Source organism: Streptomyces sp. NPDC054842 (genome assembly GCF_053611025.1).
In genome coordinates this window covers 1-13,444 of the sequence record NZ_JBSGZN010000059.1, presented here as the reverse complement: position 1 = coordinate 13,444, position 13,444 = coordinate 1, and the positions used below count along the sequence as shown (strand labels likewise).

Genomic DNA, 13,444 nt, shown 5'->3' with positions numbered 1-13,444 from the left:
ACCGGGCGGAAGGAGACGGCCATGCGACACGGTCCGGCGGTGCGGCGCCGCAAGCTGGGCGCGGAACTGCGCGCGCTGCGCGCCCGGGCGGGGCTCACGAGCGGCGAGGCGGCGCGGCTGGTCGGCTGGCACCAGTCGAAGGTGAGCCGGATCGAGACCGGCACCAGCGGGGCGAAGCCGCCGGACGTGCGCCGGCTCCTCGACGCCTACGGCGTCCAGAACCCCGGTGTGCGGGAGCTGCTCGTCGGGCTGGCGGGCTCCGAGGGCGGCGGGCGCGATCACTGGTGGCACGCCTACCGCGGTGTACTCCCGCCCGCGTACCGGGACTTCATCAGTCTGGAGTCGCAGGCAAGCACCATGCGCACGCTGGAGACGTCCGTCGTACCGGGCCTGTTGCAGACGCCCGAGTACGCCCGTGCGGTCACCCGGGCGGCCGTGGAGGGGCTGGAGGACGGCAAGCTGAACACGCTGGTGGAGGTGCGGCTGGCCCGCCAGGACGTGCTGTGCTCGCGTCCGCCGCTCGAACTGAGCGCCGTGCTCGACGAGGCGGTGCTGCGGCGGGCGGTCGGCGGACCTGCGGTGATGGAACGGCAACTGGAACGGCTGCTGGAGGCGGCACGCCTTCCTCACGTGCGACTCCAGGTCCTTCCCTTCGCATCCGGAGCCCACATCGGAATCACCGGGCCTTTCGTAATCTTCTCTTTTCCGAACACTTCTGATCTGGATGTGGTTGTTCTTGACCACATGACGAGTAGCCTCCACCTCGAACGGAAAGAAGACCTCCAGGCCTATACGGAGGCCTTCAACACCCTTCGGATCCACGCCCTTTCGCCCGAGGAGTCCGTGGATTACATCGCCGCGATACGTGACGGCGCGTGAGGAGCCACCATGTCGGCACCGCCTCGGTCCGTACCTTCCAGCACCTGTCTGCACGGCGTGCGCTGGCAGCGCAGCAGCCGCAGCACCGGAATGAACAACTGCGTGGAGGCCGCGCGACGGCTACCGGGCCCCTGGGCCGGGCTGATCGCCGTCCGCGACTCGAAGAACACCGCCGGACCCGCCCTGCTCTTCCCCCCGGCCGCCTGGCAGGGGTTCATCGCCTCCCTGGGCTGAGCCCCGCGGCGGCAGACGCCGTACGAGGCTGATCCCCGCGGCGTTCACCGCGTCCGGCTGATCACCCGTACGGCGTGCTCGATCTGTTCCCCAGTCAGGTCCGCGCGTGCGGTGAGCCGCAGGCGCGAGACACCGTCGGGCACGGACGGCGGCCGGAAGCAGCCCACGGCGAGACCCGCCTCCCGGCAGCCGGCCGCCCACGCCACCGCCCGCTCCGGCGACGGCGCGCGCACCGACACCACCGCGGCGTCCGGCCGGACCGCCTCCAGGCCCTCGGCCGTCAGCCGGGTGTGCAGCGTGCTCGCCACCCGCCGGGCGCGTGCCGCCCGTTCCGGCTCGCGGCGCAGCAGCCGCAGCGCCGCCAGCGCGGCGCCCGCCGCGGCCGGTGCTAGCCCGGTGTCGAAGATGAAGGTCCGGGCCGCGTTGACCAGATGGTCGACGACCGCCGCCGGGCCGAGGACCGCGCCGCCCTGGCTGCCCAGGGACTTGGACAGCGTGACGGTGACGACGACGTCGGGCGCGCCCGCGAGACCGGTCGCCTGCGCGGCGCCCCGCCCGCCCTCGCCGAGCACGCCGAGGCCGTGCGCGTCGTCGACGACGAGTCCCGCGCCGTGCTCCCGGCAGGCGGCGGCGAGTCCGGCCAGCGGCGCCGCGTCCCCGTCCACCGAGAAGACGGTGTCCGACACCACGACGGCCGGCCCCTCGTGGGTACCGAGCGCCTTGCGGACCGCGTCCGGGTCACCGTGCGCGACGACCTGTGTGGTGCCGCGGGCCAGCCGGCAGCCGTCGATCAGCGAGGCGTGGTTGCCCGCGTCGGAGACGATCAGCGAGCCGTGCGGCGCGAGGGCCGTGACGGCCGCGAGGTTGGCGGCGTAGCCGGAGGAGAAGACGAGCGCGGACTCGAAGCCGCAGAAGTCGGCCAGCTCCCGCTCCAGTTCGCCGTGCAGCTCCGTCGTGCCGGTGACCAGCCGGGAGCCGGTGGCGCCGCCGCCCCAGCGCCGCGCGGCCTCCGCCGCCGCCTCCGTGATCTCCGGATGCCGGGCGAGGCCGAGGTAGTCGTTGCTCGCGAGGTCGAGGAGCGGCGAGTCGGCGGGGCGCGGGCGCAGCGTGCGGACGAGGCCCGCCCGGCGGCGGTGGTCCGCCTGCTCGTCGATCCACGCGAACGGCGATGCGGCCATGCTGGCGCCTCCGGGCCCTGATGAGGTCGTTTTGTGGACAGTGCACAGACCCTAGCCGCCCGGCCCGCCGCCCAGGATGTGGCAATACCCACACCTCGAACGGTCTCTGTTGTGCAAACTCTCCTTGGCCCCGGGCGGTCGCATAGGCCAGGATCGGACCTCATGGACCTGCTGAACACGCTGGTGGACAAGGGGCTTCGGCGCGAACTGCCGACCCGGGACGAAGCTCTGGCCGTGCTGGCCACGTCCGACGACGAGCTGCTCGACGTGGTGGCGGCGGCGAGCAAGGTGCGCCGGCACTGGTTCGGCCGAAGGGTGAAACTCAACTACCTGGTCAACCTCAAGTCCGGCCTCTGCCCCGAGGACTGCTCGTACTGCTCGCAGCGGCTCGGGTCGAAGGCCGAGATCCTGAAGTACACCTGGCTCAAGCCCGACGAGGCCTCGCAGGCCGCGGCGGCGGGCCTGGCGGGCGGCGCCAAGCGCGTGTGCCTGGTGGCGAGCGGGCGCGGTCCCACGGACCGTGACGTGGACCGGGTCTCCGACACGATCAAGGCGATCAAGGACCAGAACGAGAGCGTCGAGGTCTGCGCCTGCCTGGGCCTGCTCTCCGACGGACAGGCCGAACGGCTGCGCGAGGCGGGCGCGGACGCCTACAACCACAACCTGAACACGTCCGAGGGGACGTACGGGGACATCACGACCACGCACACGTACGCCGACCGGGTGGACACGGTGCACAAGGCGCACGCGGCGGGACTGTCCGCGTGCTCCGGCCTGATCGCCGGCATGGGCGAGAGCGACGAGGACCTGGTCGACGTCGTCTACGCGCTCCGTGAGCTGGACCCCGACTCCGTTCCGGTGAACTTCCTGATCCCGTTCGAGGGGACTCCGCTCGCCAAGGAGTGGAACCTGAGTCCGCAGCGCTGCCTGCGCATCCTGGCGATGGTCCGCTTCGTCTGCCCCGACGTCGAGGTCCGGATCGCCGGCGGGCGCGAGGTCCACCTGCGGACGATGCAGCCGCTCGCGCTGCACCTGGCCAACTCGATCTTCCTCGGTGACTACCTCACCAGTGAGGGCCAGGCGGGCAGGGCCGACCTGGAGATGATCGCGGACGCCGGGTTCGAGGTGGAGGGAGCGGGCGAGGTCACGCTGCCCGAGCACCGCGCGGCGGCCGGCGGGTGCGGTTCCCGGGAGAGCGCGGGCTGCGGTTCGCACGAGGGCGAGGGCTGCGGCTCGCACGCCGAGGCGGGCTGCGGGTCGCACGAGGGCGGCGGTGTCTGCGGTTCCGCCGCCGCGCCGCAGGCGAGCGAGGCGCGGACCGACCTCGTCGCGGTACGCCGACGGGGCGCCGGAACGGACCTCGCGCCCAATGCCTGAGCTGTCCGTGCCCGAACTGCTCGACCTGGACCGGCGCCACGTCTGGCACCCCTACGGTCCGATGCCGGGCCGTCAGGAGCCGCTCGTGGTGGAGTCGGCGAGCGGCGTGCGGCTGCGGCTGGCCGACGGTTCGGGCGAGCTGATCGACGGGATGTCGTCCTGGTGGTCGGCGATCCACGGCTACAACCATCCCGTGCTGAACGACGCGGTGCGCGGTCAGCTGGACCGGATGAGCCACGTCATGTTCGGCGGGCTCACCCACGAGCCCGCCGTGCGGCTGGCGAAGCGTCTTGTCGACATGTCTCCGGAAGGCCTGGAGCACGTCTTCCTCGCCGACTCCGGTTCGGTCTCGGTCGAGGTCGCCGTCAAGATGTGCCTCCAGCACTGGCGTTCGCTGGGCCGTCCCGGCAAGCAGCGGCTGCTGACCTGGCGCGGCGGCTACCACGGCGACACCTGGCAGCCGATGTCCGTGTGCGACCCCGAGGGCGGGATGCACGAGCTGTGGCAGGGCGTCCTCCAGCGCCAGGTCTTCGCGGACGCGCCCCCGGCCGGGTACGAGGAGTCGTACGCCGACCACCTGCGTGAGCTGATCGGGCGGCACGCGGACGAGCTGGCCGCGGTGATCGTGGAACCGGTGGTGCAGGGCGCGGGCGGGATGCGCTTCCACTCCCCCGCGTACCTGCGGGTGCTGCGCGAGGCGTGCGACGCCCACGACGTGCTGCTGGTCTTCGACGAGATCGCGACCGCGTTCGGCCGTACGGGCACGCTGTTCGCGGCGGAGCAGGCCGGGGTGACGCCGGACGTGATGTGCGTCGGCAAGGCGCTGACCGGCGGATACGTGACGATGGCGGCGACACTGTGCACGGCGCGCGTCGCCGACGGCATCTCGCGCGGTGAGGTCCCGGTGCTGGCCCACGGGCCCACGTTCATGGGCAACCCGCTGGCGGCGGCCGTGGCGTGCGCCTCGATCGACCTGCTGCTCGGCCAGGACTGGCAGACCGAGGTCAAGCGCATCGAGACCGGCCTGCGGGACGGGCTCGCGCCCGCGGCGGACCTGCCGGGTGTGCGGGACGTGCGGGTGCTCGGCGCGATCGGCGTGGTGCAGCTCGACCACGCCGTCGACATGGAGGCGGCGACCCGGGCGGCCGTCCGCGAGGGCGTGTGGCTGCGGCCGTTCCGCGACCTCGTCTACACGATGCCGCCGTACGTCACCGGCGACGCGGACGTGGCACGTGTCGCCCGCGCGGTGTGCGCGGCGGCGCGGGAGGGATGACATGCGGGACACATCGGTACTGGTGATCACGGGGACGGGCACGGAGGTCGGCAAGACGGTCACGACCGCCGCCGTCGCCGCCGCGGCGGTCGCGGCCGGCCGGTCGGTGGCGGTGCTCAAGCCCGCCCAGACGGGCGTGGCGCCCGGCGAGCGCGGCGACGCCGACGAGGCGGCACGGCTCGCGGGCGGTGTGACGACGCTCGAACTCGCCCGCTTCCCCGAGCCGTTGGCACCCGGCACGGCCGCGCGCCGGGCCGGTCTCGCGCCGGTGCGGCCCTCCCAGGTGGCGGAGGCCGCGGCCGAGCTGGCCACCGGGCACGACCTCGTCCTGGTCGAGGGCGCGGGCGGTCTGCTGGTCCGCTTCGACGAGGCGGGCGGCACGTTGGCGGACGCGGCGCGGCTGCTGGACGCGCCGGTGCTGGTCGTCGCCTCGGCCGGTCTCGGCACCCTGAACACGACCGAACTGACCGCCCACGCGCTGCGCGAGCGCGGGATCGGTCTGGCGGGCGTCGTGATCGGCAGCTGGCCCGACTCCCCCGATCTGGCGTGCCGTTGCAACCTCGCGGACCTGCCCGTGGTGTCCGGGGCTCCCCTGCTCGGGGCGGTCGCGGCCGGCGCGGGTTCGCTGGCCCCCGCGGACTTCCGTGCGGCGGCGCCGGGTTGGCTGTCGCCGGCGCTGCACGGGACGTGGGACGCGGCCGCGTTCACGGCCGCCGAGGCTCCGTAGCCCCGGGATCGTCCGGGTTCCGGGACGGCTGCCGTCCGTCCCGGGACCCGGCCGCCGGGCCGCGTGACGGGGGCTCCGCACCGGGCCGCCGTACGGCGGATTCCTGACGCCGGGAAAGGCGCCGCGGTCACCCACTTCCCCCGCAGCGGTCCGGAGGCCGGGCGCGGGGCGGCTCAGAGGCTCCACTGGCGCAGTTCGTGCGCGATGTCCTGGACCGAGGCCTCGCCGCTCTTCACCAGCCGGGCGAGATCGCGGACCTGCTCGGGCGAGATGACGACCTTGACGCCGCTGGCGACGAGGTAGGCGTAGGCCACGGCGGACGCGAACAGCGCGTTCGAGCGCTCCAACGCCGGGACGTGCAGCAGGAGTTGCAGCAGCGCCGCGGCGCGGGCGTGCGGAGTGTCGTAGACAGGGGTGCCGAATATCTCCGCCTCGTGCCTGCTGACGGCGGCGACGAGCGCGCCCCAGTCCGTGACCTGGGGGTCTCCGGGCGTCTTCTGTTCGGCGATCATGAGGAGCCAGGCGAGATCGATTCTGAGATGGCTCAACGGATCAACGACGACCTTCGCGCTTGCCCTCACGCTCCGCGCCGAACTCCTCGGCGAAGACGGTCTCGTACTGCTTCATGAAGTCGGCGGCGGCGTCCACGAACGTGTGGCCGGCCTCCCCGGTGTCCTGCCTGACCAGCTCCTCGATGTACCGGTTGACGCTCATGCCACGCTCCAGGGCACGCTCGCGGGCGGCACGGGCGGTGCCCTCGTCCACCCGCACGTTCAGCTGGGTCTTCGCCATACCTCGAAGCTAGCGCCGAAGTGCTAGCAGCGGCAAGGGGGCCCGGCGCTCGGCCCGGGGGTGGAAAGTGCCCCTTACATCGGTGTCGGGGACCCGACCTGGGGCGGAGAGCGACCGGCACCTCGGGGGGATACCGGGTGTGCCCCCGGTCACACTACGCTCTGCCCGACATGGAGCCGGCACGTCGGACGTCTGGGAGGCGGCCTTGTCCACACCCGCAACGGAGCACGCCTCGGGCCGGGCGGAGGCCGACGGGAACGCGGCCCGCGCCCGTGGTCTGACCAAGGCCTACGGCTCCGGTGAGACGACCGTGCTCGCGCTCGACTCGGTGGACGTGGACATCGAGCGCGGCCGGTTCACCGCCGTCATGGGCCCCTCGGGTTCCGGGAAGTCCACGCTCATGCACTGCCTGGCGGGGCTCGACACCGTCTCGGCCGGGCAGGTGTGGCTCGGCGACACCGAGATCACCGGGCTCAAGGAGCGCGAGCTGACCCGGCTGCGACGGGACCGCATCGGCTTCATGTTCCAGTCGTTCAACCTGATCCCGACGCTGAACGCCGCCGAGAACATCACGCTGCCCATGGACATCGCCGGCCAGAAACCCGACCGGCAGTGGCTGGACCGGGTGATCGACACGCTCGGCCTGCGCGACCGCCTCAAGCACCGGCCCGCCCAGCTGTCCGGCGGCCAGCAGCAGCGCGTGGCCTGCGCCCGCGCCCTCGCCTCCCGTCCCGAGCTGATCTTCGCGGACGAGCCGACCGGCAATCTCGACTCGCGCGCCGGTCTCGAGGTGCTGGGCTTCCTGCGCGAGGCGGTGGACGAGCTGGGCCAGACCGTCGTGATGGTCACGCACGACCCCGGCGCCGCCGCCCACTCCGACCTGGTGCTCTTCCTGGAGGACGGGCGGATCGTGGACGAGATGGCGCGGCCGACCGCGGAGGCCGTCCTGGAGCGCATGAAGCGCTTCGACTCCGCCCGCTCCGCCTTCACCGACGCGGCGGGCGACGGCGCCCCGCCCGTGGTGGCGCAACGGAACCCGGACGCCCCGTCCGCCCCCGGAGAGCGGCGCTCCGACGGCGGTTCCGGCGACGTCACCCTCGACAAGGACTGAGGCGGTCGTGCTCAAGGCGACACTGCGGAGCTTCCTCGCGCACAAGGGACGGCTGCTGCTCTCGGCACTGGCCGTCGTCCTGTCCGTCGCGTTCGTCGCGGGCAGCCTGATCTTCTCGGACACCGTCACCCGCACCTTCGACCGGCTCTTCGCCTCGACGTCGGCCGACGTGACCGTGTCCCCCCGGGACGACCTGACGGGGCAGATCCCGTCCGGGGCGACCGCCACCGTGCCGGCCTCGCTCGCCGACCGGGTGGCCGGGATCGACGGGGTGGCCACCACGCACGGTGACGTCTCGGTCGAGAACATCACCGTCGTCGACCGCGAGAACGAGTCGGTCGGGCCGACCACCGGCGCGCCGACCATCGCCACCGACTGGTTCGTCACCGACCGCAGCCCGGTGAAGCTGACCTCGGGGCACGCGCCCCGGGGACCCGGGCAGGCCCTTCTCGACGCGGACACGGCGAAGAACAAGCACGTGAGGATCGGCGACCCGCTCACGGTGCTCGCCGGGCCCGGGTCGTTCGAGGTGCGGGTGGTCGGGATCGCCACCTTCACCACCACCAACCCCGGTGCCGCACTGGTCTACCTCGACACACCGACCGCGCCGTCCAAGCTGCTCGGCCGCGCCGGAGTGGTCACCAGCGTCTCCGTGACGGCGGAGCCGGGGGTGAGCGACGACGCGCTCAAGCGGCGCATCGCCGACGAACTCGGCACGGAGAAGTACGAGTTGCAGACCGCCGACGAGGAGGCGGAGTCGGCGGCCGAGGAACTCGGCGGCTTCCTCGACGTGATCAAGTACGTGATGCTCGGCTTCGCCGGGATCGCGGTGCTCGTCGGTGTCTTCCTCATCGTCAACACCTTCTCGATGCTCATCGCCCAACGCACACGCGAACTGGGCCTGTTGCGGGCCCTGGGAGCCGACCGGCGCCAGGTGCGCCGCTCCGTGCTGACCGAGGCGACGCTGCTCGGCCTGGTCGGTTCGACGCTCGGTCTCGCCGCGGGCATCGGCCTGGCGGCCGGACTGATCGAGCTCATGGGCGCCTTCGGGATGAACCTGAAGTCCACCGAGATGGTGATCGGCTGGGCGACTCCCGTGTCCGCGTACGTCGTCGGGGTGGGCGTCACCTTCCTGGCGGCGTACCTCCCGGCCCGGCGTGCGGCGCACGTCTCGCCGATGGCGGCACTCGCGGACGCGGAGATCGCGGGGGTGGGACGGCCGTTGCGGACGCGCGCGATCGTGGGCTCGGCCGTCGGCGTGGCCGGCGCCGCCGCCCTCGTGGGCTGCGTGACGGCGACGAAGACCTCGTCGGCCGCGTCGCTGCTGGGGCTCGGGGTGGTCCTCACCCTCGTCGCCACCGTGATCGCCGGCCCGCTGCTGGTGCGGCCCGTGATCCGGGTACTGGGGGGCGCCTTCCCGGCCCTGTTCGGCTCCGTCGGCCGGATGAGCCAGCGCAACGCCCTGCGCAACCCGCGGCGTACGGGGGCCACCGCCGCCGCGCTGATGGTGGGCCTCGCCCTGGTCGGCGGGATGTCGGTGGCGAGCGCGTCCATGAGCAAGTCCTTCGACCAGCAGATCGACAAGACGCTGGGTGCCGACTTCGTGGTGCAGAACAGCAACTTCCTGCCGTTCCCCCAGGAGATCACCGACAAGGTCCGGGCCACCGACGGCGCCGGGCTCGTCGTACGGCAGCGGTTCACCCCGGTGGCGGTCCGGCTGCCGGACGGCGAGCGCGTCGAGACCACGGCCGCCGCCTACGAGCCGCGGCTGGACGAGGTCGCCCACATCACCTACGCCCGGGGCGACACGGCGGCGGCGCTGGCGGACGGGCACATCGGCATGGACGCCGACTTCGCCGCCGACCACGGCGTCCGGATCGGCGGCACGATCCCCGTCGAGTTCCCGGGCGGGCGCACGACCCGGCTGGAGGTGGCCGCCCTCACCGCGCAGGAGTCCGCCGAGGGCTTCGGCGTGCGGGGCGGCCTGTACTTCGGCTTCGGGACGATCGAGACGTACGTGCCCGACGGGCAGGACTCCGCCCTGTACGTGAACGCGCGGGCCGGCACCGACGCGGACGGGCTGCGCGCGGGCCTGGAGCGGGCGCTCGACCCGTATCCGCAGGTGCAGGTGCGCGATCTGGCCGACTACAAGAAGCTCATCCACGACCAGATCGCCGTGCTGCTCTACCTCGTGTACGCGCTGCTCGGGCTCGCGATCGTCATCGCGGTGCTCGGCGTGGTCAACACCCTCGCCCTGTCGGTGGTGGAGCGCACCCGCGAGATCGGGCTGCTGCGCGCGATCGGGCTGGCCCGCCGTCAGCTGCGCCGGATGATCCGCCTGGAGTCGGTGGTGATCGCCGTCTTCGGGGCGGTCCTCGGTCTGGCGCTCGGGCTGGTCTGGGGGCTGTGCGTGCAGCAGGTGCTCGCCCTTCAGGGCATGACGGCGCTGGCGGTCCCGTGGGGCACCATCGTCGCGGTGGTGGTCGGTTCGGCGGTCGTGGGCATCGTCGCGGCGCTGCTGCCGGCGCTGCGGGCCTCGCGGATGAACGTGCTGGCGGCCATCGCGCACGAGTGACGCGGACGTGGCCCCGGGCCCGCACGAGTGACACGGACGTCGGCCCGGGCCCGCACGAGTGACACGGACGTCGGCCCGGGCCCGCACGGGCTGGGTCCGGGGCCCGGCCCCGCTGCGTACCGGCCCCGTACCCGCGGCCCGTCCGTATCGCGGAATTCCCGTGTCACGCGCGGAGACCCGTGGTGGGATCGCGGCATGACCGATCTGCGGATACGGGCCGCTACGGCCGGGGACCTGGACGCCGTGCTCGCCTTCTGGAAGACGGCGGCCGAGGGCACGAGCATCAGCGACGACCGGGACGGCGTGGAGCGGCTGGTGCTCCGTGATCCCGGGGCGCTGCTCCTCGCGGAACGCGACGGGGAGCTGGTGGGCACGGTGATCGCGGGCTTCGACGGCTGGCGCTGCCATCTGTACCGGCTGGCGGTGCACCCGCGGCGCCGGCGTCTGGGCATCGGCTCGGCGCTCCTGGCGGCGGCCGAGGAGCGGTTCGTACGGCTCGGCGGGCGCCGCGGGGACGCGATGGTGCTGGAGCGGAACGAGACCGCGCATCATGCCTGGCGCGCCGCGGGGTACACGGCCGAGGAACACTGGCGCAGGTGGGTCAAGCCCCTCACGGACTGATCCACTTTGCCTGTCCTTTACCATTGACCCATCAGCCGTCCCCCCGCATGGAAAGGTGTGAGCGTCCGCCCATGGGCGAACCTCCCGGTACGCGGCACTGCCGTCCCCCCGGTCTCCGACATCGCGCGATCCCGCCGCCCCTGGCCGATCATGGGACGGAGGTGACCCGATGACCGAAGTGCTCCTTCTCCTGGTGGCGATCCTGCTCTCCGTGGCCTGTGGCGCCTTCGTCGCGGCGGAGTTCTCCCTGACCACGGTCGAGCGCGGCGAGCTGGAACGCGCCGTCGAGCGCGGCGAGCGGGGCGCCTCCGGTGCCCTCAAGGCCGCGCGCAACCTGACGTTCCAGCTGTCCGGCGCGCAGCTCGGCATCACGGTGACCAACCTGGTCGTCGGCATGCTCGCCGAACCGTCCATCGCCAAGCTGATCGCCGGCCCGCTGGAGGCCATGGGCGTACCGAGCGGGGCCTCGCACTCGATCGCGCTGGTGCTGGGCACGGCCCTGTCGACCGTCTTCCTGATGGTCGTCGGCGAGCTGGTGCCCAAGAACTGGGCGATCTCCTCACCGCTCGCCGTCGCCAAACGGGTGGCGACCCCGCAGCGCTGGTTCAGCGCCGCGTTCCGCCCGTTCATCACCCACCTGAACAACACCGCGAACCGCCTGGTGCGCCGTTTCGGCATCGAGCCGGCCGAGGAGCTGGCGTCCGCGCGCGGCCCCAAGGAACTCGTGGCGCTGGCCCGCCACTCCGCCAAGGCGGGCGCGCTCGAACCGGACACCGCCGAGCTCTTCGTCCGCACGCTGAACCTGGCCGACCTCTCCGCGGAGAACGTGATGACGCCGCGCGTGCAGGTCATCGCGCTCGACGTCCAGGCGACCTGCGAGGACGTGGCGAACGCGACGCGGGCCACCGGCCTGTCCCGGTTCCCGGTCTACCGCGGGAACCTCGACTCGGTGGTCGGGGTCGTGCACATCAAGGACGTGCTGACGGTGGCCGCCGACGTGCGGGCCCGCACCTCGATCGCCCAGATCACACGTGAGCCGCTCTTCGTGCCGGAGTCCCTGACCGTCGACCGGCTGCTGGACCGGCTGGCCGGCAAGCGCACGATGGCCGTGGTCATCGACGAGTACGGCGGCACGGCCGGCGTCGCGACGCTGGAGGACATCGTCGAGGAGGTCGTCGGCGAGGTGCGGGACGAGCACGACCCGCACGAGACGCCCGACCTGGCCCCGGCGGGCGAGGACGGCGAGGGCCGCACGCTGTACTCGGCCGACGGATCGGCCCGCACCGACCAGCTCGAACGGGTCGGCCTGCGGGTCCCGGACGGGCCGTACGAGACGCTGGCCGGACTCGTCGCCGCCGAGATCGGGCGCATCCCGGCCGTCGGCGACACCGTCGAGGTGGCCGGCTGGCTGCTCGAGGTGACGGACGCCGGGGGCCGCCGGGCCGCCCGGGTCCTGCTGCACGCGCCGGACGGCGAGCACCGCGCCGGAGACAAGGAGGAGGCACGATGACCGCCGTCCAACTGCTGATCGGTCTGGCCACGCTCGTCGTGAACGCCTTCTTCGTCGGCGCCGAGTTCGCCCTGATCTCCGTGCGCCGCAGCCAGATCGAGCCGCACGCCGAGGACGGCGACCGCCGTGCGCGCAGTGTGCTGTGGGGTCTGGAGCACGTGTCCGCGCTGCTCGCGGCGGCGCAGCTGGGCATCACCCTGTGCACTCTGGTGCTCGGCGTGGTCGCCGAGCCCGCCATCGCGCACCTGCTGGAACCGGCGTTCCACGCGGTGGGGGTCTCCGAGGGCGCGGGCCACGCGGTCTCGTTCGTGATCGCGCTGACGCTGGCGACATATCTGCACATGCTGCTCGGCGAGATGGTCCCCAAGAACGTCGCGCTGGCCGAGCCGGTCAGGACCGCCCTGTTCCTGGGCCCGCCGCTGGTCGCGCTGGCTCGGGGACTGCGCCCGGTGATCTTCTCCGTGAACGCCTTCGCGAACGGGCTGCTGAAGCTGCTCCGTGTGGAGGCCAAGGGCGAGGTCACGGCCACCTTCTCGGACGACGAACTGGCCCGTCTGGTCGCGGACTCCGGGGAGGCCGGCCTCATCGACGAGCGTGCCCGGGAGCGGCTGCGCGACGCCCTGGAGCTCGGCAGGCGGCCGGTGCGCGACGTCGTGCTCCCGCTGGAGAGCGTCGTCTACGCGAGCGTCGGAGTCACGCCCGAGCAGTTGGAGCGGCTGTCCGCCGAGAGCGGGTTCTCCCGCTTCCCGGTGGTGGACGACAGCCGCCGGATCGTGGCGTACCTGCACGTCAAGGACGCGCTGGACGCGATGCCGCGCGACCTGCCGTTCTCCGTGCGGGACATGCGCCCGATCGCCCGGGTCCGGGAGAACACCCCGCTGGACGACGTCCTGACGGCCATGCGCCGGAGCCGTACGCACCTGGCGGCGGTCCTCGGCGAGGACGGCCGTCTCTCGGGGCTCGTGACCATGGAGGACGTCCTGCGCGAACTGTTCGGCCAGCCGGTGTGAGGACCCGGACCTGAACACCGCCGAGGTCCGGCGCACGCCCCGCTCGGGCGTGCGCCGGGCCGTGGTGGTGTCCCAGGCCCCGCAGCCCGCCCCCCGGGCCCGGGCGCGAGGGGCGGCCCCCGCCCCGGCCCCGGCCCGGCGCCCGGGCCCGCGCCGG

13 protein-coding genes are annotated in these 13,444 nt (G+C 73.1%); 10 read left to right on the top strand and 3 right to left on the bottom strand.

Translation table 11 applies throughout. The features are described 5' to 3' along the window. Positions 1-21: 21 nt before the first annotated feature. Positions 22-879, top strand: coding sequence for a helix-turn-helix domain-containing protein (locus ACWGIS_RS32060; RefSeq protein WP_453366002.1), 858 nt, complete (start codon positions 22-24; stop codon positions 877-879). A 9-nt stretch (positions 880-888) separates the two neighbouring features. Then, complete coding sequence (locus ACWGIS_RS32055; protein ID WP_453366001.1) at positions 889-1,113, top strand: DUF397 domain-containing protein; 225 nt, start codon at positions 889-891, stop codon at positions 1,111-1,113. A gap of 44 nt (positions 1,114-1,157) precedes the next feature. On the opposite strand, the gene ACWGIS_RS32050 is transcribed toward ACWGIS_RS32055, so the two are convergent. Then, positions 1,158-2,291 (bottom strand): 8-amino-7-oxononanoate synthase, encoded by a 1,134-nt coding sequence (locus ACWGIS_RS32050; protein WP_453366000.1) that lies wholly within the window; start codon positions 2,289-2,291, stop codon positions 1,158-1,160. A 162-nt stretch (positions 2,292-2,453) separates the two neighbouring features. Here ACWGIS_RS32050 and bioB point away from each other — a divergent pair, with 162 nt between their 5' ends. The 3 genes from bioB to bioD are packed head-to-tail and all read left to right on the top strand — an operon-like array spanning position 2,454 to position 5,668. Next, entirely contained in the window at positions 2,454-3,668 is a 1,215-nt protein-coding gene (gene bioB / locus ACWGIS_RS32045; RefSeq protein ID WP_453365999.1) for a biotin synthase BioB, read from the top strand. Beyond that, on the top strand, positions 3,661-4,941 hold the full coding sequence (locus tag ACWGIS_RS32040) for an adenosylmethionine--8-amino-7-oxononanoate transaminase (protein ID WP_453365998.1): 1,281 nt from the start codon (positions 3,661-3,663) through the stop codon (positions 4,939-4,941). The genes bioB and ACWGIS_RS32040 overlap by 8 nt, the downstream gene beginning before the upstream one ends. A 1-nt stretch (position 4,942) precedes the next feature. After that, positions 4,943-5,668, top strand: a complete 726-nt coding sequence (gene bioD, locus ACWGIS_RS32035) for a dethiobiotin synthase (protein ID WP_453365997.1) — start codon at positions 4,943-4,945, stop codon at positions 5,666-5,668. Between the two features lie 173 nt (positions 5,669-5,841). On the opposite strand, the gene ACWGIS_RS32030 is transcribed toward bioD, so the two are convergent. Both ACWGIS_RS32030 and ACWGIS_RS32025 read right to left on the bottom strand, forming a co-directional pair. Continuing rightward, positions 5,842-6,216, bottom strand: coding sequence for a fic family toxin-antitoxin system, toxin component (locus tag ACWGIS_RS32030; RefSeq protein WP_453365996.1), 375 nt, complete (start codon positions 6,214-6,216; stop codon positions 5,842-5,844). A gap of 4 nt (positions 6,217-6,220) precedes the next feature. Further along, the gene (locus tag ACWGIS_RS32025; protein WP_355780445.1) at positions 6,221-6,460 is read right to left on the bottom strand and encodes a toxin-antitoxin system HicB family antitoxin; all 240 of its coding nucleotides are present in this window, start codon (positions 6,458-6,460) and stop codon (positions 6,221-6,223) included. A gap of 205 nt (positions 6,461-6,665) precedes the next feature. Here ACWGIS_RS32025 and ACWGIS_RS32020 point away from each other — a divergent pair, with 205 nt between their 5' ends. From ACWGIS_RS32020 to ACWGIS_RS32000, 5 genes are all read left to right on the top strand, one after another. Beyond that, positions 6,666-7,571: an ABC transporter ATP-binding protein gene (locus ACWGIS_RS32020; RefSeq protein WP_453365995.1), complete on the top strand. Its 906-nt coding sequence runs from the start codon at positions 6,666-6,668 to the stop codon at positions 7,569-7,571. Between the two features lie 7 nt (positions 7,572-7,578). Further along, the gene (locus tag ACWGIS_RS32015) at positions 7,579-10,146 is read left to right on the top strand and encodes an ABC transporter permease (RefSeq protein WP_453365994.1); all 2,568 of its coding nucleotides are present in this window, start codon (positions 7,579-7,581) and stop codon (positions 10,144-10,146) included. A 195-nt stretch (positions 10,147-10,341) separates the two neighbouring features. After that, a complete protein-coding gene (locus tag ACWGIS_RS32010) occupies positions 10,342-10,767 on the top strand; it encodes a GNAT family N-acetyltransferase (RefSeq protein ID WP_453365993.1) in 426 nt (141 codons plus the stop codon). A gap of 169 nt (positions 10,768-10,936) precedes the next feature. Further along, a complete protein-coding gene (locus ACWGIS_RS32005) occupies positions 10,937-12,277 on the top strand; it encodes a hemolysin family protein (RefSeq protein WP_453365992.1) in 1,341 nt (446 codons plus the stop codon). Next, a complete protein-coding gene (locus ACWGIS_RS32000) occupies positions 12,274-13,287 on the top strand; it encodes a hemolysin family protein (RefSeq protein WP_453365991.1) in 1,014 nt (337 codons plus the stop codon). The genes ACWGIS_RS32005 and ACWGIS_RS32000 overlap by 4 nt, the downstream gene beginning before the upstream one ends. Positions 13,288-13,444 lie beyond the last annotated feature (157 nt).